The organism is Flavonifractor sp. An82 (genome assembly GCF_002159265.1).
Classification (GTDB): domain Bacteria; phylum Bacillota; class Clostridia; order Oscillospirales; family Oscillospiraceae; genus Flavonifractor.
In genome coordinates this window covers 282,289-301,109 of the sequence record NZ_NFHG01000001.1, presented here as the reverse complement: position 1 = coordinate 301,109, position 18,821 = coordinate 282,289, and the positions used below count along the sequence as shown (strand labels likewise).

Annotated in this window: 15 protein-coding genes and 4 pseudogenes; 8 read left to right on the top strand and 11 right to left on the bottom strand. The window is 59.2% G+C overall.

The features are described from left to right. Positions 1–144 precede the first annotated feature (144 nt). The 6 genes and pseudogenes from B5G34_RS01755 to B5G34_RS19035 all read left to right on the top strand — a co-directional run. Positions 145–762: a TetR/AcrR family transcriptional regulator gene (locus tag B5G34_RS01755; RefSeq protein ID WP_087333719.1), complete on the top strand. Its 618-nt coding sequence runs from the start codon at positions 145–147 to the stop codon at positions 760–762. Positions 763–840: 78 nt separating this feature from the next. After that, a complete protein-coding gene (locus B5G34_RS01750) occupies positions 841–2,589 on the top strand; it encodes an ABC transporter ATP-binding protein (protein WP_087333718.1) in 1,749 nt (582 codons plus the stop codon). Further along, the gene (locus B5G34_RS01745) at positions 2,586–4,337 is read left to right on the top strand and encodes an ABC transporter ATP-binding protein (protein WP_087333717.1); all 1,752 of its coding nucleotides are present in this window, start codon (positions 2,586–2,588) and stop codon (positions 4,335–4,337) included. Before B5G34_RS01750 ends, B5G34_RS01745 begins: the two co-directional genes overlap by 4 nt. 150 nt (positions 4,338–4,487) lie before the next feature. After that, complete coding sequence (locus tag B5G34_RS01740) at positions 4,488–5,111, top strand: TetR/AcrR family transcriptional regulator (protein ID WP_087333716.1); 624 nt, start codon at positions 4,488–4,490, stop codon at positions 5,109–5,111. Positions 5,112–5,195: 84 nt separating this feature from the next. After that, a pseudogene (locus tag B5G34_RS19040) lies at positions 5,196–6,059 on the top strand (ABC transporter ATP-binding protein); the annotation flags it as partial. Between the two features lie 63 nt (positions 6,060–6,122). After that, positions 6,123–7,514: pseudogene (locus tag B5G34_RS19035) on the top strand (ABC transporter ATP-binding protein); the annotation flags it as partial. Between the two features lie 142 nt (positions 7,515–7,656). Here the strand turns inward: B5G34_RS19035 and B5G34_RS01730 are convergent. The 8 genes and pseudogenes from B5G34_RS01730 to B5G34_RS01700 form a co-directional block, all read right to left on the bottom strand. Continuing rightward, entirely contained in the window at positions 7,657–8,100 is a 444-nt protein-coding gene (locus tag B5G34_RS01730; RefSeq protein ID WP_087333714.1) for a winged helix-turn-helix domain-containing protein, read from the bottom strand. Between the two features lie 61 nt (positions 8,101–8,161). Beyond that, entirely contained in the window at positions 8,162–8,530 is a 369-nt protein-coding gene (locus tag B5G34_RS01725; protein WP_087333713.1) for a metal-dependent transcriptional regulator, read from the bottom strand. Between the two features lie 12 nt (positions 8,531–8,542). Further along, positions 8,543–9,877, bottom strand: a pseudogene (locus B5G34_RS01720) (ATP-binding cassette domain-containing protein); the annotation flags it as partial. Then, on the bottom strand, positions 9,867–10,637 hold the full coding sequence (locus B5G34_RS01715; RefSeq protein WP_343286545.1) for an MATE family efflux transporter: 771 nt from the start codon (positions 10,635–10,637) through the stop codon (positions 9,867–9,869). The gene B5G34_RS01715 and the pseudogene B5G34_RS01720, both read right to left, overlap by 11 nt. Next, positions 10,634–11,683: a hypothetical protein gene (locus B5G34_RS19030; RefSeq protein WP_275532286.1), complete on the bottom strand. Its 1,050-nt coding sequence runs from the start codon at positions 11,681–11,683 to the stop codon at positions 10,634–10,636. Before B5G34_RS19030 ends, B5G34_RS01715 begins: the two co-directional genes overlap by 4 nt. 455 nt (positions 11,684–12,138) lie before the next feature. Beyond that, positions 12,139–12,444 (bottom strand): TnpV protein, encoded by a 306-nt coding sequence (locus B5G34_RS01705; protein ID WP_242956800.1) that lies wholly within the window; start codon positions 12,442–12,444, stop codon positions 12,139–12,141. A gap of 1,077 nt (positions 12,445–13,521) precedes the next feature. Beyond that, positions 13,522–13,683, bottom strand: coding sequence for a replication initiator protein A (locus B5G34_RS18330; protein WP_140397175.1), 162 nt, complete (start codon positions 13,681–13,683; stop codon positions 13,522–13,524). A 106-nt stretch (positions 13,684–13,789) separates the two neighbouring features. Continuing rightward, entirely contained in the window at positions 13,790–14,140 is a 351-nt protein-coding gene (locus B5G34_RS01700) for an RNA methyltransferase (protein ID WP_204245890.1), read from the bottom strand. On the opposite strand from B5G34_RS01700, the pseudogene B5G34_RS01695 reads away from it, so the two are divergent. Both B5G34_RS01695 and B5G34_RS01690 read left to right on the top strand, forming a co-directional pair. Next, positions 14,093–14,203 (top strand): annotated as a pseudogene (locus tag B5G34_RS01695) (helix-turn-helix domain-containing protein); the annotation flags it as partial. The gene B5G34_RS01700 and the pseudogene B5G34_RS01695 overlap by 48 nt on opposite strands. Continuing rightward, complete coding sequence (locus B5G34_RS01690; RefSeq protein ID WP_087333709.1) at positions 14,200–15,417, top strand: HAMP domain-containing sensor histidine kinase; 1,218 nt, start codon at positions 14,200–14,202, stop codon at positions 15,415–15,417. The pseudogene B5G34_RS01695 and the gene B5G34_RS01690, both read left to right, overlap by 4 nt. A gap of 449 nt (positions 15,418–15,866) precedes the next feature. Here the strand turns inward: B5G34_RS01690 and B5G34_RS01680 are convergent, their stop codons facing one another. From B5G34_RS01680 to B5G34_RS01670, 3 genes are read right to left on the bottom strand one after another with little or no spacing between them, the layout of a single operon-like run. Then, positions 15,867–17,243 carry a HAMP domain-containing sensor histidine kinase gene (locus B5G34_RS01680; RefSeq protein WP_242956749.1) on the bottom strand — a complete coding sequence of 459 codons (1,377 nt, stop codon included), beginning with the start codon at positions 17,241–17,243 and terminating at the stop codon, positions 15,867–15,869. Beyond that, on the bottom strand, positions 17,228–17,893 hold the full coding sequence (locus tag B5G34_RS01675) for a response regulator transcription factor (RefSeq protein ID WP_087333707.1): 666 nt from the start codon (positions 17,891–17,893) through the stop codon (positions 17,228–17,230). The genes B5G34_RS01680 and B5G34_RS01675 overlap by 16 nt, the downstream gene beginning before the upstream one ends. Before the next feature lie 9 nt (positions 17,894–17,902). Further along, positions 17,903–18,763, bottom strand: coding sequence for a TraX family protein (locus B5G34_RS01670; RefSeq protein ID WP_087333706.1), 861 nt, complete (start codon positions 18,761–18,763; stop codon positions 17,903–17,905). Between the last annotated feature and the right edge of the window lie 58 nt (positions 18,764–18,821).

Sequence of the window (18,821 nt, the reverse complement as noted above, 5' to 3'; positions counted from 1 at the left end):
GCATCACCTCGGGGCTATCATACCAGAAACGCGGAAAAATGGAAACAGCTCTTTCCGCAGTTTCCCCTTGACAGGTTCCACCCTCCATGCTATATTGATAATCAGATTATCGGTAATCAAATTATCTATTGAGGAGGCGATTGTATGGCAGTGGCGGACCGCTCCATTGATCCCCGGATCCTGGAGAGCGCCCGAGCAGAGTTCCTGGCAAGCGGCTTTGAAAAAGCGTCTCTCAAAACCATCTGCGAGGGAGCCGGCGTCACCACCGGGGCGCTGTATAAACGGTACAAGGGGAAAGAGGACCTGTTTTCCGCCGTGGTGGAACAAACGGTGTCGGACCTGTACGAAGTGGCCCATGCCCGGGGGGATAAGGACCCCGCGGTCATGTCCGATCAGGAACTGATCAAGGCGTGGGACATGGATGGGGCGGACATGATGTGGTGGTTCCGTTTCCTCTACGACCGGCGGGACGACTTCTATCTGCTGCTCTCCTGCTCCCAGGGGACCCGGTACGCCAACTTCCCCCACGACTGGGTGGAGCTTCTGACGAAGGCCACCAGCGCCTATCTGGCGGAGGCCCAGCGGCGGGGCCTGTGCCGGAACGATGTGGAGCCGGCAGAACTGCACATCCTGCTGTCCGCCTTCTGGACCACGATCTACGAACCCTTCATCCACCACTTTACCTGGGAGCAGATCGAGGCCCACTGCCGGATCGTCTGCGGCCTGTTCAACTGGCATGGAGCGCTGCATTTTCAGAAATAGGGAAAGCCTCTCCAGCGGAGAGGTTTTTCACCGGCCAAGAGTTAGCGATAACTAATCTCAAAAAAAGGAGGTTCGACTGTGTTTCAAAAAGTTTTGGAGTATGCGGGCGAGTATCGGAAGACCACCTATCTCTCTATGGCGGTGATGCTCATCGGCATCGTCATGAATGTGCTCCCCTTCTTGTTCATCTACCAACTGATCCGGCCCCTGCTGCTGGGGGAATCGCTGGAGCTTGGATACGCGGCGTGGCGGGTGGCAGCCATCGCCGTCTGCGGGGTTCTATACGCTGTCCTATATGTAAAGGGCCTGTCCCTCTCCCACCGGGCGGCCTACAACACCCTGAAAAACCTGCGGGCTTCCCTCCAGGGAAAGCTGGAGCGGCAGCCCCTGGGCGTGATCCAGGAGAAGGGCGTGGGCGCCCTGAAGAAGATGTTCATTGACGACATCGACTCCATCGAGCTGCTGCTGGCCCATGCCCTGCCGGAGGGGCTGGCCAATCTGGCGGTGCCTGCCTTCGTCTTTCTCGCCATGTTTTTCGTGGACTGGAAGCTGGCACTGCTCTCTCTATGTGCTCTGCCGTTGGGTCTGGTGGCTATGATGGCCATGTACCGCGCCGGCACCAGCAAGATGGGAGCCTACTATGCCTCCGCCCAGAAGATGAACAGCACCATCGTGGAGTACATCAACGGCATGGAGGTGGTGAAGGTCTTCAACCGGGATGGGGAGTCCTACCAGCGCTTCGAGCAGGATGTGCGGGGCTACCGGGACTTCACCCTGGCCTGGTATAAGGTCTGCTGGCCCTGGATGGCCCTCTACAACAGCATCCTGCCCTGTGTGGCCCTGTTCACCCTGCCCATCGGGGCGTACCTGGTTTTGGTAGGATACTCCACCCTGCCGGACTTCGCCCTGGTGCTGTGCATGTCCTTCGGCGTGGGTGCGCCCCTGCTGCGGGCGCTGGGGTTTATGTCCACCCTGCCCCAGATCAACTACAAGATCACCGCGCTGGAGCAGCTGATGGGCGCGCCGGCTCTGGAGCAGACAGAGGCAGGCTTCTCTGGTGAGGATCACTCCGTTTCCTTTGAGGATGTCCGCTTTGCCTATCAGGAGGACGAGGTGCTCCACGGTGTCTCCCTCACCGCGCCGGAGGGGAGCCTCACCGCCCTGGTGGGGGAGTCGGGCAGCGGCAAGTCCACCCTGGCCAAGCTCCTGGTCCACTACTACGATGTGACCGGCGGGAGCATCCGCGCGGGCGGCCAGGACATCCGGGAGATGAGCGTGGAGGCCCTCAACGACCAGATCTCCTATGTGGCCCAGGAGCAGTTCCTGTTCAACATGAGCCTGCTGGAGAACATCCGCCTAGGCCGCCCGGAGGCCACGGACCAGGAAGTGCTGGCCGCGGCGGAGAAGGCCCAGTGCGGGGAGTTCCTCGCCCGGCTGGAGAATGGCATCCACACCATGGCCGGGGACGGGGGCAAAATGCTTTCCGGCGGGGAGCGGCAGCGCATCTCTCTGGCCCGGGCGATCTTGAAAAACGCCCCTATCGTGGTGCTGGACGAGGCCACCGCCTTCATGGATCCGGAGAATGAGGAGAAGATGAACGAGGCCATTGCCGAAGTGATCCGGGGTAAGACAGTCCTCGTCATCGCCCACCGGCTCCACTCCATCGTGAATGCGGATCAAATCTGCGTGCTGGAGCAGGGCACTGTGGCCGATGTGGGCACCCACGAGGAGCTGCTGGGCCGCTGCCCGGCGTATCAAAAGCTCTGGCAGGCTGCGGAGGACAGCGCCCAATGGGGCGTGAATCAGAGAGGAGGCGCGGCACAATGATCCAACTGATGAAACGGATTCTGGCGGTCTCCGGCCGGTATAAGCGGCGGATCCAAATCGCCTTTGTCTTTTCGTTCCTGAAATCCCTGCTGGCCAAGGCGCCGATCATGCTGGCGTTCCTGGTGCTCTCCAGCTTTTACGAGGGGACCATCACCGCCGGCGACTGCCTCTGGTACGGCATCGCCCTGGTGGTCTGCGTCTTGCTTCAGGTCCTCTTTCACCACATCGCCGACCGGCTCCAGTCCGCGGCGGGTTTCCTGGTATTTTCGGACATGCGGATGGATCTGGGCGCCCACTTGCGGCGGATGCCCATGGGCTACTTCACCGAGGGCAACATCGGCAAGATCAGCTCCGTCCTTTCCTCCGACATGGTGTTCATTGAGGAAAACTGCATGACCGTACTGGCGGACATGATGAGCTATATTTTCGCTCAAGCCATCCTGGTGGTATTCCTGCTCTGCTTTGACCTCTGGATCGGTCTGGCAGCCCTTGCGATCATCGGCATCGTGCTGCTCATTGCCCGGGGCATGAAGCGTGAGGCCCTCCAGGACTCCGTGGCGCGGCAGGAGCAGAACGAGAATCTCACCGAGGCGGTGCTGGACTTCGTGGAAGGCATCGGGATCATCAAGACCTACAATCTGCTGGGAGAGAAGTCCCGGGAACTGACCGATAACTTCCAAAGGAGCTGCGACACCAGTCTTCAGTTTGAGGAGGACCACTCCCCCTGGCAGCTGCGGCTGAACCTTGCCTACGGCCTGGGGGCTGCGGCTATCACGGCCATTGCCCTGGCGCTGGAGAGCGCCGGGCTCATGAGCGTCCCCTATCTGGTGGGCATCATGCTCTTTGTCTTTGACCTGTTCGGCCCCATCAAGGCCCTGTATACCCAGGCCACCCGGCTGACCGTCATGAACAGCTGCATGGACCGGATCGAGGCGGTCTTTCACGAGCCGGAGCTGCCGGATGACGGCCGGGACTCCATCCCGGAGGCCAGCGAGGCTCCAGAGGTGGAGTTCCAGCGTGTGCGCTTTGCCTATGGGGAGAAAGAGGTACTCCATGACATCTCCTTCTCCCTGCCCCGGAACCAGATGCTGGCCCTGGTAGGACCCTCCGGCGGGGGCAAATCCACCATCGCCAACCTGCTCACCCGTTTCTGGGATGTGAAAGGCGGCCGGGTACTGGTTCGAGGAAAGGACGTTCGGGAGGTGAAACTGGCCGACCTGATGGACCACATCAGTATGGTGTTCCAGCGGGTTTATCTCTTCCAGGATACCATCTACAACAACATCGCCATGGGCCGACCAGACGCCACTCGGGAGGAAGTGCTGGAGGCGGCCCGCAAGGCCCGGTGCTACGACTTTGTGATGGCTCTGCCCGATGGGTTTGACACGGTGATCGGTGAAGGGGGCGAGAGCCTCTCCGGTGGGGAGCGGCAGCGGATCTCCATTGCCCGCTGCATCCTGAAGGACGCCCCCATCGTCATTCTGGACGAGGCCACCGCCAGCGTGGACGCAGACAATGAGAGCTACATCCAGCAGGCCATCTCAGAGCTGGTGAAGGGCAAGACCCTGCTGGTCATCGCCCACCGGCTGAACACCATCCGGGGCGCGGATCAGATCCTCGTCGTATCCAATGGGGAGATCGCTCAGCGGGGCACCCATCAGTCGCTGATGGAGGAGCCTGGGATCTATCAAAACTTCATCACCGTGCGGCAGCAGAGCCGCGGGTGGAACCGCAAAGCCGGTGCATAGCAGAAAATCCATCATAGGTTTGGGACGCAGGGCCTTTCCGGCACTGCGTCCCTTTTTCTGCACAGGACTTGACAATGAGAATACAGTGTGCTATATTCATAACATCGTTATAAAACAGCGTTTTGAATGTGCTGCAAAGAAGGTGAAGGTATGGCAAAGCAGAAGCCCGGCGTCTATGACCGGGTGCTGGAGTGCGCCAAGGACGAGTTTTTGTCCAAAGGCTTTCTGGACGCCTCCCTGCGGGCTATCGCCCAGGAGGCGGGCACCAGCACTTGCTCCATCTACACCCGTTTCGGGGACAAGGAGGGCCTGTTTCGGGCGATTGTAGAACCGGTGGTGGATCAGTTCAAGGCCATGTTCCGGGAGATCCAGGAGAGCTTCCACCAGCTGGATGGCGAGACGCAGAAAGCGGAGATGGGGCAGTACACCGCCCGCCATCAGCTGGACCTGCTGGACTACATCTACAACCACTTCGACGTGTTCCGCCTCCTGCTGGATGGCGCACACGGCACCCGATTTTCCTGTTTTCTGGACGAGTTGGTGGACATTGAGGTGGAGTACACCTACCAGTACATGGAGATCATCGGCTGCGAGAGCGTGAAGTCCGGCCAAGTGACGGAGGAGTTCATCCACATCATCGTCACCGCCTATTTCAACGGGATGTTTGAGGTAGTACGCCACAACATGGACCGCGCCGCAGCTCGCCGCTATGTGAAGATGCTCAACGACTACCACATGGCGGGCTTCAGCACGGTGTTCGATCCCCAGCCTTGAATCAAGCAGGCTGTCCCCTGCTGGGTACAGCCTTTTGATTTCACAGAAAGTTAGCAATCACTAACCATTAAGGAGGAATTCACGATGAAGCAACAAAATCCCATGCTCCGGCTATGGGAACTGGGTGAGGCACAGCACGGCAGCCTGATCCAGGCCATCCTGTCCGCCGTGGTGGGGGTGCTGTGCGGCATGGCCCCCTACTTTGCCGCAGCTCAGATCATCCTCGGCCTGTTGTCCGGAAACCAGGAATTCTCGTTCTACCTGACCTGGTGCGCCGTGGCCCTGGCGGGGTTTCTGCTGCGGGCCAGCCTTTACTCCCTGGCCCTGTCCATTTCCCACAAGGCCACCTTCTCTATCTTGAAATCCATCCGGGAGAAGATTTTGGAGAAACTCCCCAGGATGCCTCTGGGCACCATCCTGGACACCTCCAGCGGCCAGATGAAACAGGTGATCGTAGACCAGGTGGAGAGCATGGAGCGGCCCCTGGCCCACCTGCTGCCGGAGATGACCGCAAACGTGCTGGGGCCGGTTTGCATTCTCGTCTACCTGTTTGTGCTGGACTGGCGGATGGCCCTGCTGAGTTTGGTGTCCATCCCGGTAGGCATGGCCTTCATGATGGCGGTGATGGCGGGCTACGGCAAGCAGTATGAGGGTTCCGTCCGAACCACCCAGGCTATGAACAGCGCCATCGTGGAGTACATCGGCGGCATCGAGGTCATCAAGGCCTTCAACCAGGGAAAGCAGTCCTACGCCCGGTTTTCCGACAGCGTGAAGGCCAACGCCTCCTACTTCTACCACTGGATGAAAAGCTGCCAAATGCCCATTTCCCTGTCCAAGGCCATCTCCCCCACCACCATGATCACCATTCTGCCGGCAGGCTGGCTCTTGTACGCCGGCGGGAGTCTTCCGGTGGATACCTTCATTACCACCATTGTGCTGTCCTTGGGCATCGCCGGGCCGCTGCTGGCCGCCATGGACTTTGTGGACAGTCTGGCCAAGGTGGGAACTATTGTAGGGGAACTCACCGGCATCGCCACTACCATCCTGGACGAGGTGGAGAGCGCCGGGGCCATGGTGTTGGTCACGATCCTGGGCGGGCTCATCAATTCCGCCGTCATGCTGCTGTGTGTCCTGTTCTGGGACTGGCGCATTGGCCTGCTGGCCTTGGCTGGAATGGCGCTGTACCTGCTGCTCCTCTCCCGCATGGAGAAACAGTCCGCTAAAATCGCCCCCAAGCGCCAGCGGGACGAGGCCCGGCTGGTGGAGGCGGTGCTGGAGCAGCTCCAGGGCATGAGTGTCATCAAATCCTTCAACCTCACCGGCAAGGGAGACAAACGGGTTCGTCAGGCCCTGGAGAACAGCCGCAGCAACAATCTGGCGGTGGAAAAACTGTTCACTCCCTACATCTGGGCTCAGGAAATGGCCCTCCACCTGTTCAGCGTGGTGATCCTGGTGGCCGCTGTGTGGCTGTATCTGAGCGGCGGTCTGACACTGGCCAATGCCCTGATGTCCGTGATCATTTCCTTCTTGATCTTCTCCCAGATCCAGTCCGCGGGCAGCGGCGTGTCCGCCCTGCGCCTGGTGGGCAGCTCCATCGACCACGCCAACCAGGTGGACGGCATCCCTGAGATGGACCAGGACGGTGCGGCGCTCCATCCGGACTCCCACGACATCGTGTTCGACCATGTGGACTTCTCCTACGGCAGCCGGCCCATTCTGAAGGATGTGTCCCTCACCATCCCGGACAGGACCACCACCGCCATCGTGGGTCCCTCTGGCTCCGGCAAGACCACCCTCTGCAACCTGATCGCCCGGTTCTGGGACGTGGAGGGCGGCCGGGTCGCCATCGGCGGCCGGGATGTGCGGGAATACACGTTAGAATCCCTGATGGATCAGGTGAGCATGGTGTTCCAGCGCGTGTATCTCTTCCACGACACCATTGAGAATAACATCAAGTTCGGCTGTCCCAACGCTACCCACGAGCAGGTGATGGATGCGGCAAAGAAGGCCTGCTGCCATGACTTCATCTCCGCCCTGCCGGAAGGGTATGACACGGTCATCGGTGAGAGCGGGGCTACCCTGTCTGGTGGTGAGAAGCAGCGGATCTCCATTGCCCGGTGTCTGCTGAAGGATGCTCCCATCGTCATCTTCGACGAGGCCACCGCCAACGTGGACCCGGAGAACGAGGACCAGCTTCAAAAGGCCATGGAGGCTTTGACCCGGGAGAAGACCGTGCTGATGATCGCCCACCGGCTGAAAACCGTCCGCAGCGCCGACCAGATCCTGGTGCTGGATCAGGGCCGCATCGTCCAGCGAGGCACCCACGGGGAGCTGATCGGCCAGGAGGGCATCTACCGGAACTTTGTAACTCAAAGGGCCGAGGCCGGCAAGTGGTCGCTGTAAATCTTTATGAAAAATCAGCGCCAGGCTGCAACAATCTTGCGCAGCCTGGCGCTGATCCAGTAATTGTGACGCGAGCCGCTGTTTTCACATAAGCCGGATGACTGGAACATCCTTCAGTCTCTGCCTCAGCCATCTGCTATATTCAATTTTTACTTTCCTGCTCTTCGCCATCAATGTCTATTTTATAGCCCATCCCCACCACCGTCTTGATGTATGTCGGATGCCTGGGTTCCTTCTCCAACTTTTTTCTCAGCCGCCAGATGGTATTCTCCACAGAGTTCGTCCCGTACAGATATTCCTCGCCCCAAGCGGCCTCATAGAGCTGCGCTTTGGAAAACACCTGCCCCGGTGAGCTGGCCATGCAATAGAGCATGGCATACTCTCCATGATTGAGTTCCACTTTCCTGCCCGCCATGAACACGCGCCGGTGCTTGTGATAGATCTCCAGCTCTCTGATACGCAGCACGGGGGCGGCCGGGGCAGCGATGCTGACCACCTCCGCCCTTTTGCCATTCAGCGCGTCCATGACGGCCTGGAACACGCTGCCGTCCGGGTCGGCGGCCCGGATAATGATGATTTCATCCACGATTTCACCCCCAATGGCAAAGGGAGGCGGCCGCCTGCACGGCCTCCTCCCTTTGCTGTGCTTACGATTCTGGTTTCGCGGCAGCTTTCAGCCTCTCGAAACTTTCATCACTGATGACGTGCTCGATCCGGCAGGCGTCCCGTTCAGCTGTTGCCGGGTCCACGCCAGCGGCAATCAGCCGGTCGGTAAAGAACCGATGCTTTTCATAGATCTGCTCCGCCACTTCTCGCCCTACATCGGTGAGATGCAGGAAATAGCCCTCGTCCATCGTAAGAAAGCCTCCGTCCCGCAGGGTCGCCACCGCATTGCAGACGCTGGGCTTTGTGACCTCCAGGTGCCGGGCGACATCTACGGAGCGCACCATGCCTTTCTGCCTTTGGAGCACCAGAATGGCCTCCAAGTAATCTTCTCCAGATGCGTGGAGTTTCATGGCGTCCTCCCCTCAGGCGGATATTTTTTGCTCTGCCTGCCACATGGCCGCGTACTTCCCGTTCTTGGCCAGCAGCTCCTCATGGGTACCGGCCTCTGCGATCTTCCCGTCTGCTACCACCAGGATCTGGTCCGCATTCTTGACAATGGACAGGGTATGGGCAATCATCACCACGGTCTTTTTCTCCTTGAGCAGATTGGCAATGGCCTGTTTCACCGCCAGCTCGTTCTCGATGTCCAGGGACGCCGTGGCCTCGTCCAGCAGCAGAATGGGACTGTTCTTCAAAATGGCCCGGGCAATGGAGATGCGCTGGCGCTCACCGCCAGAGAGCAGATTACCATTCTCCCCTGTGGGGGTATCATAGCCCTTCTCCATGCTGCGGATAAAGCCGTCGCAGTTGGCCTCCCGGCAAGCCGCCTCGATTTCCCCATCAGTGGCTTCAGGGCGTGCGTGGCGGATATTGTCACGGATGGTGTCATCAAAGAGGAACACATCCTGATCCACCATGGAGATCTGCTCCAGCACCCGCTCTGCCGCCACACGGCCCGTGGGCCTGCCGCCGATGGATATGGCGCCGCCGCTCGGCTCATAGTATTTGGCGATCAGGTTCAGGATGGTGGACTTGCCGGAACCGGAGTCCCCCACGATGGCGGTGAGCTTCTGGTCTGGCACCGTAAAGGTGGCCTGTTTCAGCACGGGCTCTCCGGGGACATACGCAAAATCCACATGGTCAAAGGTGATCTCATGGGTATCCGTCTGGAACGGCTCCATGCTGCCGCTCTCCTCCGGCTCCTCCATAACGCCCAGGATTTTGCTTTTGGAGATCATCAGGTTTTTGTAGCTGGTGAGGTCCACAAAGATGGTGTTGGCCAGCTTCGCGCAGAACAGGGGCAGCATGCAGATCAGCAGGTAGGACACGGTATCCAGTGTCCCGGCCGCCCATGGCGCATACGCTGCCCAGATGACCAGCGGGCAGGCCAGCCAGGTCAGGATGCTCAGTCCCGCCCCCACCGGGAGCACCTTGGCCTCATACACATAGCTGATGCGGCAGAATGCCCGCATGGCGTCAATGACGGTTTTATTCTTCAGGCCACCCACACCGTAGGCCCGGAAGGTCTGGATACCGGATACATACTCCACAATGCTGCTGACATTCTCCGCACAGATGTCGTTCTTCTCCTGGCCGTATTTCCGCACCATGCGGAAGGATAGCCACAGGCCGGGGATCAGCAGGAGATCAGCTGCCAGCAGGATCAGTCCCGCAGGGACGTAGACGGTCATGACAAACACGATCAGCATGATGGACAGGGCGAAGCTCTTCGCCAGGTCCCCGATCTTATGGGTTAGCGATATTTGCAGCGCCTACCCCAATCGCAAAAGAGTCCAACGTATACATGGCAGCATAAATTAGGCTGTTGACACCACAGCAAACCCGCAGATAGTACACCCCATCATTGATTACTTCAGCACTGGTACTGCCGAAAAGCAGGATCAGTTGTTCGGCAAAAATCTGAACGCCGATTACAACAACAAGAGTTACAGAAATATTCAGCAACAAACCGATCTTAACTACTTTCCGCGCCCGTTTTATCTCCCTAGCACCTATGCACTGGCCTACCATCGCTGTAACCGCTTGCCCGATAGCCCAACAAGGCATACCAGCAAAAGTATTGATCTGCAATCCGACGCCAGAAGCAGCAGATACAGAAGTACCAAATTGATTTAGCATACCTGTTACAAGCAGATAGGCCGTGTTTACTACTACCATTTGAATTGCCGTAGGTAGACCAACTTTAAGGATAGAAACCAGTTTATCTATTTGGAAAGTAAACTTCTTGTGAGCATTAGCAGAGAAAAATACTTTGTGCTTTCTTAAATAGAAAATAGAAATCACAAAAGAAATCCCCTGGGCTGTGATAGTGGCATAAGCGGCCCCGGCCGTTCCCATTCCAAAGGGGCCTACCAGTAAAATGTCCAAAACAATATTGATAATCGTGGCAATCCCTACGAAATAAAGAGGGGATTTAGAGTCACCTAAGCCTTTGAGCACGGAACACACAGCGTTATATCCAAAGACAAATATTGTTCCCCAGCAAATGATCTTCATGTAGGCTGCTGCTTTTCGGCATCTGCCTTCTCCAATTCTTTTATAAATTGAGCGGCAGATTCTGCATCGGGAAAAACCTTTGCCCAGCTATCCTCGTCATAGTAATAGTCCTGTGTTTCTTCATCCAAAATGGCAAATCGCCCACCATCCGGGACATAGGAATCCGTGTCACTGGCTTCTATCACAGAATAGCGGCTATGTGGCACTGCCTTCTCTTGATCCAGTGGTTCCTCCGGCATTGCGTCCATTCCTGTGCGGATGAGGCTGTCAAAATCCAGTACGGAAAGTTCCTGGTCAATCAGGTCTGAGAGGGTTTCGTATTTGTCCTGATGTATCTGTACCCCGTCTATCAGATAGCAGACGGCATAATCCACCAGATCCGCGTCCACCTGAAGGATGTGCTTTTCGTCCTCGGTGGTGGTGCAGGCCAGTCCGATATGCCGCAGGTCGGTAAATTCCACCTCGGAGCCGTATTCCCGTTCGCAAAAATCGGAAATCAGCCCTTTTGCGGTATCAAGCTGGGACTGTCCGTAAGCAGCGGCAGCTCCAGCAAGCATTTCCTCTGTACGCGCTGCCACGGCCAGGTCTTTTTCCTGCTGGTGTTCCACCCATTCCCGCACCACGGCTACCGGCTCACTGCGGAAAATGGGAAATCCGGTTCCAACCGTAAAGGTATCATCCCGCAGACTGACGCGGCCCGCAGCGTAATCGACCTGATCGACGGTAAAAGTGCGCCCATCCTGTTCCAGCTTCATCCCAAGAGGGATAAAGTCAGCCACTTCCAGATTTTTGACAGCCTGATACCGGCCGTCCTGCGGCTCGCCAATGGTGACGTTATGGCCATGAAGCTGCAACTGCTTTGCCAGATGGGGCCAGCCCAGGTTGGTGCCGGTGACGGTAGTTTCCCCAAGACCGGGAATGTCCTGAACCACAGTCTTTAGTCCCAGGTCTGTGGCTGCCTGCTTTGCGTCCTCCCCATAGAGAAGGAAATAGCCGCCAACCCGAACGCTCACCATAGAACCGGGATGATCTGCCTTTAACTTCATGTATTCCGGCACATCCGGGACAAGGGAGGACGGAACGGGGGACTCTGTGGACAGTTTGACCGCTTCGGATGCGCCCGCGCCGGTGGGTTCCGGGGAGGGAACCTGCGGGGGCGGGATTGTACCCTGGCTATCCCCGTTTTGGGGTTCTATCTGTCCACGCCCGGCCGCGATAAAGTCAAAGGATAGCTGCTCATTGGCTGCCGTGCCGGATTGCTCGAACAATTTCCGGCTGGCCGCCTCCAGCTTGTTATCCTTCGGCTTCTCTGGCGTTCTGCGCCTGGAATGGGAAGAAGCGGAGGCCGCAGCCTCCGCTTCCTGGTGGGAAATCTTCTGTATCTGCATTTCCGGCAGGTCAAAAAGGGTGAGCTGCCGGTAGTCCGGTTTGGTGGAAAATGGTGTTTCCATCTCCACGGACGCGGAAACAGCAGGCTGTTCACCTGCCGTTTCTTCCGGATTTAACTGTAAATTAGGTCGCTTCGGATGATCTCCTCCGCCGACTGCCGGATGTTGTTCATCCGCTGCACCCATTCCATCTGATTGCTGGCTTTCAATGCTTCGGTCACGCCCTGTTCCTTCGCCATTTCTGCCACCAGATTGTCCATCTGCTCCTGGGCTGTCCGGTCGATCTCGGTCAGATGCGCCCACAGCCTGCCGGTCAGCAGCATCGAATTGTAAAGTCCCTTGCGGTGCTCCATCAGATATTTCTCCCTGGCTCTTCCGAACCGGCCCAGGGTCTGCGGTTCGTTCTCCACCTCGTCCATCCGGAGATTGGGAACCTGATACCCGTTCTGTTTGCTGTATGTCAATGTCACCATGCTTATCGCTCCTTTCGCGCTTTAATGTGCTAAAGTTTCCTTTATCATTATACGGCCCCACGCCAGACTTTGCAAGAGAATTTTTGACCTTTTCCCGTTCTATTTTCCGTATGGTATCGCCAATCTCCAAAAGCAGCTCCCGGCTCCCTTGAGATACCGCCGTACCCAGGCAGGCCAGGGCAGCGGTGGTATTGAAGTTGGTGATTTCACGGAAATCCTCTGCGTCCAGGTAACGGCTCACATCCAGGCCGCAGCGGGAAAGGACGGCGTACTGGACGCTTGCCCGTAGGGTGTTGCAGAACAGCACCTCCACGTTGAAATCGTCCAGCTCTTCTAAAAAGCTGTCCTCCCGTTCATAAAGTAGATCGGGCAGGTATTCGCCGTAGCTTTCCTGCACCAGCTTTTCCGCTGTCTCCATCAGAAGGTCGCCCAAATCGCCGGAGCCGTCAATCCCAAAAGTGTCGCGCAGCCGTTCCATAACCGGCTCACGGTTTTCCTCCGTCAGTTTCCAGAGCCAGGGGTCTTTACCGCCCCGCACCGGATGGGTGTCAGCCACATCATGCACATAGTCCAGATAAGGCTTGCCGCCGTATCCTTTGCGGATCAGCGCGATAGCCGTGCTGCCTGCATTGACCCACCGGCGCATTTTATTGTTCCAGGTAGGCATATCCGCGCAGGCCGTCGCGTCCGGCTTCTGTGCGTAAATTAAAAGCTGATCGTCAAAATCGTAGGCTTTATAAAAGCGTGCCGCCGTAGTGAGAAAGCGGCACCATTCTTCTGGCGAGTGTGTGACCTTCCGGCTGGTTTCCGCAGCCAGTTCCGAAATGGTCTGCCATTTCTGTGCCATAAGAGCCTCCTTTCCAAAAAGCAGGGCGGCATAGTCACTCCATGCCGCCCCAAATGATTATGCGGATTGCCTGCGCTCCCGATTGCGCTGGTTCATCTCGTCCAAAACCCGTTTCTGTGCTTCGGAGAGCGCCCGCGGCGGTGAGATTTTCACCCACTTTTTAGGCAATTCAAAGGTCAGCCCACCGCAGCGGTTAACATCAAGCCATACAGGATTTTTGCGTCTGCTGTTATACGCCGGAAGCCGGGGTCGGTAAACAACACCTTCGGAATCCGGTAAAAGGTATATTGTTCTGCCTCCGTTCCGTAAAAGTAATCCAATGCACCCGGCTCGGCCATGTTTTCACCCCCCTTTTCTCTCAGACCGGCAAAACAAAAGGCGCTGCCCGAAAGCAACACCTTTTGAAGTGAGCGCCGTCCGAAAACGGCGTATTTATAAAATTTTTCAAATCATTTGAAAATGCTTTAATGCGTCCATAATCGCTGCCTCTTTCTCTGGCGGGCACTGCGGTACTTTCGCATCTTCCTTTTTGGATACGTTATAATTTTTTCTTTCGATGATTCCACACTTTCTTTTTATCTGAGCGATATAAAGCTGGCTTACTTTTAGTCCGTACTTGTTCAAAACATAGGCTTTGATTTCATCGTAGGTTGCTTTACTTTCCGCCGCCGTTAAATCCAACTCATCCATCTTAAGTTCTATTTCGATATGATGGTCGACTTTGAGTTTGGACAATAATACTACCGTCTCCACATCCGCCGCCTGCGGGAGAAGATCGAGGCGGATCCCTCCCACCCGAACTATCTGCTGACGGTGCGGGGCCTGGGCTACCGCCTGAGCCGGGAGGGGACGAAATGAGTTTACGGAGCATTTTCAAGGGGGCCATGCTGGTGACCGCCTCGGCGGCGCTCATCGCCGTCATCACCATAGCGGGCATCCTGGCCCTCGCCTTCTACTACTCTGACGGCGGCCGGAGCTGGAGCGTTTCCATCACCCGTGTCTCCGATGCCCTGACCTATGACGGGACGGAGTATGACTTTTCCGGTGATGCGCTGCTGGGGGATGACCGCTGGGCCATCCTGATCGGAGAGGACGGGCGGGTGATCTGGTCCCTCCGCAAGCCCGCCGACGTGCCGGAGCAGTATACCCTCACGGACGTGGCCTCCTTCACCCGGTGGTATCTGGGCGACTACCCGGTGCAGTGCCGCATCCGGGAGGACGGCCTGCTGGTGGTGGGCGCCCCCAAGGGGAGCATGTGGAAGCACGACATCTCCATGCAGTCCCGTCTGCTCCACGACGCGCCCCTGTGGATAGGCGGCATCTTTCTGCTGGCCCTGGGGTGCGTGCTGCTCCTGGCCTACTTCGCGGTGCGCCGGTGGTTCCGGCAGGCCCAGCAGATGCGGGACGCCGCCCGGTCCGACTGGATCAACGGCGTGTCCCACGACATCCGCACCCCCCTCTCCATGGTCATGGGCTACGCCGCCCAGATGGAGGGGGCGGAGGATCTGCCTCCGGAGCGCCGGAAGCAGGCGGGGATCATCCGCTCCCAGAGCCAGGAGATCCGGGATCTGGTGAACGACCTGAATCTCACCATGCGGCTGGACTGCGCCATGCAGGCCCTGCGGAAGGAGCCCCTCCAGGTGGAGGCGTTCCTCCGCCAGACTGCCGCCGACTTCCTCAACGGCGGCATGGGCGAGGGCTTCGACTTCGAGATGGATCTGCCGTCGGAGCCCCTGCCCCAAATCGAGGCGGACCCCTTCCTGCTCCGCCGGGCGGTGAACAACCTGCTCACCAACTGCGTGCGGCACAACGCCCCGGGCGGCTCCATCCGCCTGGGGGCCAGGGCCGAGGGGAAATCGGTCGTCCTCTTTGTGGCGGGCGGCGCGGCGGCAGGCATTCCGTCGGTGGCCGATCCCGCCCGCCCGCTGGAGGCGGACGGCGGGGCCGCCCACGGCACGGGCCTCAAGCTGGTGCGGCAGATCGCCGAGGCCCACGGCGGGACGGTGCAATTTCGGCAGGGGGCATCCCATGGGCTGGAGGTTTCCATTTCCCTACCCATAAACAATGTCTGAAAGAAGGCGGTCGGTTTTTGGACCGTCCGCCTTCTTGCTTACTCACGGCCGTGATACAGTGGACTATAAGGTACTGAAAAAAGTCTTTGCCCTCGGAGAAATCTTACCAGCGAAATATAAGGAAAGTATCAGGGTTTTCGCAGATCATCTGACAAAAGCAGAATTCTACTTATTCCTCCAGTGTTATTGGGACTATTTCTTTCCTCATTGCCTGAGAGGTAGCGAAAGCATACAGGAGAAAAATGAGTGTAAAAATCAGTAACGCACTCAAAACTACCTACGCGCAAAGTGCAAGAAGCAAAATGTGAATTACAGCGTACAAGCGCGGATTATATGATGTGGATATCGTTACGTGCTGAAAGAAATGGACCGACAGACACCTGCCATCTACGCATTAAGAAGCAGCGCAAAAAGCTGCCGGCTGCCCCTCATGGAACAGCCGGCAGGCTTCAGTTGATCGGCAAAACCAGTTCCGCCCTGGCGCCGTGACCGGTGTTGGCAAGGCGCAGGGCCCCGCCGTGGCGCTTCGCGGTCTGGCCGGCAAAATAGAGGCCCATCCCCATGTGGCCCTCTTGGGGCCGGCTGGCGTCGCTGGTGTAGAAGGCCTGCTCCCCCCGGGCCAGGGCCTCCGGGGAAAAGCCGGGGCCGGTGTTCTCCACGGCGATGGTCAGCATCTCGCCGTCCATGGTCACGGACAGGGTGACGGTGCCGCCGGCGAGCGTGTAGCGCGCCGCGTTGTCCAGCAGATTGCTCACCGCCCGATCCAGGTCCCCCCGGTAGACCGCCAGCTCCAGCCGGGGCACCTCCGGGCAGCGGAACGCCGCCGGCTTTGCCCCGCAGAGGCTCTGGCCCACCTCCCGCCAGCCCTCGGCCAGCGCTGGGAGGGAAACCTTCTCCTTCTCCCGGCTGAGGGCGGCCTCGGAGCCGGTCATGGCCCGCAGCTGGGCCACATAGTCCTGGAGGCGGAGGGCGCTGCGGAAAATGGCGTCCACACTCTCCCGCTGGCCCGGGGTCAAGGCGTCCTCCCCCAGCAGCTCCGCATTGCCGCTGATGACGCTGAGGGGGGTCTTGAGGTCGTGGGTCAGGGCCGCCAGCTCCAGCCGGCGCTGCTGCTCCATGCCCCACTGGCTCTCCAGGGACTCCGCCAGGTTCCGCCGCAGGTCATCCATGGCCTTTAGCGTCGCCCCGAACTCCCGCACCCTCGCCCGCCCGGTGATGGGCACGTCCAGCCGCCGCTGGGCGATGGCTTCTGTGGCGCCGGTGAGCAGGGCGGCGTCCCGCCGCAGGAGGCCGGCGAAGTGATGGGTGGAGATGGCCCCCGCCGTCAGCCAGGCGAGCAGCAGAACGACGGTGACGCAGGTCTGGAACTCCGGCAGGCGGCGCTGGAGCACCTCGGCGCCGTAGGGCATGGAGTAGTCGTACTGGAGCACGCAGGTGGTCCCGTCCGGCAGCTGGGTCAGCCGGTGGTACTGGGAGTAGAACATCCCCTGGGGGTCCCGCTCCCCGGCCAGGGCGGCCTCGGCGTAGGCAAGGTGCTTCTCATCCATGTTCCCCGGGTCCCGTACCTGCCCGTCCCCGTCAAAGATGGCCCAGCGGTAAAAGTAGGGGATCTCCTCCGTGTCCAGTTCCCCGGAGGAGAGGGCCTGGGCCACCGCCTCCACCCCGCTGGCGGCGGTGTTGGCCGGATATACGATGCCATACCGCATCATGGTGGTCATGCCAAACCACCAGAGGACCGCCAGCAGGATGACCACGACGCCGGTGGTGATCAGATACCGCCAGAACAGCGCGGTGAGGCCGGCGGGCCGCCTTATCCGTTTTTCCACTTGTAGCCCACCCCCCAGACGGTTTCAATGGGGCTCTCCCCCGCCGGGCGCAGCTTGGCCCGGATGTTCTTGATGTGCTCTGTCACGGCGGAGGCGTCCGCCTCGCCGTCGTAGCCGAAGGCCGCCTCGTAGAGCTGCTCCTTGGAGAAGGTCTGGCCCGGGTGCATGGCCAGGTACTCACAGATGGCGTATTCCCCCCTGGTCAGCTTCAACGGCGTGTCCTGCCAGTACACGGCCCGCTCCCCCAGGTCGAAGTCCAGTTCCCCCCGGCGCAGGCGGGCATGGGGCGTGCGCTGCTCCCGGCGCAGGTGGGCCGCCACCCGGGCCCGCAGCTCCGCGACGCGGAAGGGCTTGGTGAGGTAGTCGTCCCCGCCCAGCCCCAGGCCGGTGAGCACGTCGGTCTCCTCGGTCTTGGCGGTGAGGAAGAGGATGGGGCAGTCCGCCAGCGCCCGGATGCGGCGGCAGAGGGCGAACCCGTCCTCCCCTGGCATCATCACATCCAACAGGATGCAGTCCGCCCAGCGGCAGGCGGACTCGTCCACCTCACGGCCGCTCAGGCGGGTGGACACCTGGTGCCCGTCCCGCTCCAGGGCGGTCCTCAGCAGGGCGCAGAGATCCTTGTCATCATCCACCACCAGGATATGGGCCATCATGTCACCTCAGTTCAGCAGAAGATAGAGCCCCCAGGAGAGGGCGTAGAGAATGTAGATGTGGGCGGGATAGAAGGCGTAGAACAGCAGCTTGTGCCCGCCGCCCCGCCGGCCATTATACCACAGCATCAGGGGCGCCGCCAAGATGCCGTAGATCTCATAGTACTGGGTGAAGAGCTGCCACCAGACGAAGTCCGGGGCCATAGCGGAGGCTATGGCGGCCATATAGACTACGCCATAGAGGATGTAGTAGACGGAGAAGGCCGCCACCTGCACACCCCGGCGCTTTCTAAACAGGTAGAGCACCAACCCCATCACCAGCACCGGCCAACTGCTGTCCCCGGTGGTGCCCCATGCGGGCAGGACCGAGTAGGCGGCAAAGCCCAGCGGCGTGGCCAGAGCGGGAAAGGCCACAGACAGCTGGCTTGCCAGGATGGGCCAGGCCAGGGGGAGGATCACCGCCGCCAGGCCTGGCAGGATCTTTTTCTGTCCCAGCCAGTCGATGCCCTGCCAGATCACCATGAGCACCGCGAAGGTGGTCATCATGCCGTTCCCCGGGTAGAACCCGTCGGGCCGCACCAGGATGCCGCCGAAGGCCATGAGGAACAGCAGGGCGGACATGGCGGCGGAGAGGATGTAGACCTTGGCGAAGTACTTCTTCCGGCTGTGGGTGTGGGTGAAGCCCTCCACCAGGCAGAAGAGGAACAGGGGCGCTCCCAGCCGCCCCACCATGCTGAACCACTCCGGGATCATGCCGGTGAAGCCGAAGAAGTAGTGGATGTGGTCCATCACCATGGTGACCAGGGCGATCCACTTGAGCCCCGTCTCGGTGATGCCGCCGGTCTTAGTCAATGCGCGTGTCGTTTCCATAGCAGAAGTCTCCTTATCAGATTCTGCCGCTATGGTAACAGGCAATTCTAAGGAAAGT

Coding starts and splice junctions, on each gene's coding strand:
- B5G34_RS19030 (WP_275532286.1), bottom strand. CDS start 11,683: ATGAAGTTAAAGGCAGATCATCCCGGTTCTATGGTGAGCGTTCGGGTT.
- B5G34_RS01715 (WP_343286545.1), bottom strand. CDS start 10,637: ATGAAGATCATTTGCTGGGGAACAATATTTGTCTTTGGATATAACGCT.
- B5G34_RS01705 (WP_242956800.1), bottom strand. CDS start 12,444: ATGGACGAGGTGGAGAACGAACCGCAGACCCTGGGCCGGTTCGGAAGA.
- B5G34_RS01745 (WP_087333717.1), top strand. CDS start 2,586: ATGATCCAACTGATGAAACGGATTCTGGCGGTCTCCGGCCGGTATAAG.
- B5G34_RS18330 (WP_140397175.1), bottom strand. CDS start 13,683: ATGGCCGAGCCGGGTGCATTGGATTACTTTTACGGAACGGAGGCAGAA.
- B5G34_RS01670 (WP_087333706.1), bottom strand. CDS start 18,763: ATGGAAACGACACGCGCATTGACTAAGACCGGCGGCATCACCGAGACG.
- B5G34_RS01725 (WP_087333713.1), bottom strand. CDS start 8,530: ATGAAACTCCACGCATCTGGAGAAGATTACTTGGAGGCCATTCTGGTG.
- B5G34_RS01740 (WP_087333716.1), top strand. CDS start 4,488: ATGGCAAAGCAGAAGCCCGGCGTCTATGACCGGGTGCTGGAGTGCGCC.
- B5G34_RS01675 (WP_087333707.1), bottom strand. CDS start 17,893: ATGGCCCATATCCTGGTGGTGGATGATGACAAGGATCTCTGCGCCCTG.
- B5G34_RS01755 (WP_087333719.1), top strand. CDS start 145: ATGGCAGTGGCGGACCGCTCCATTGATCCCCGGATCCTGGAGAGCGCC.
- B5G34_RS01690 (WP_087333709.1), top strand. CDS start 14,200: ATGAGTTTACGGAGCATTTTCAAGGGGGCCATGCTGGTGACCGCCTCG.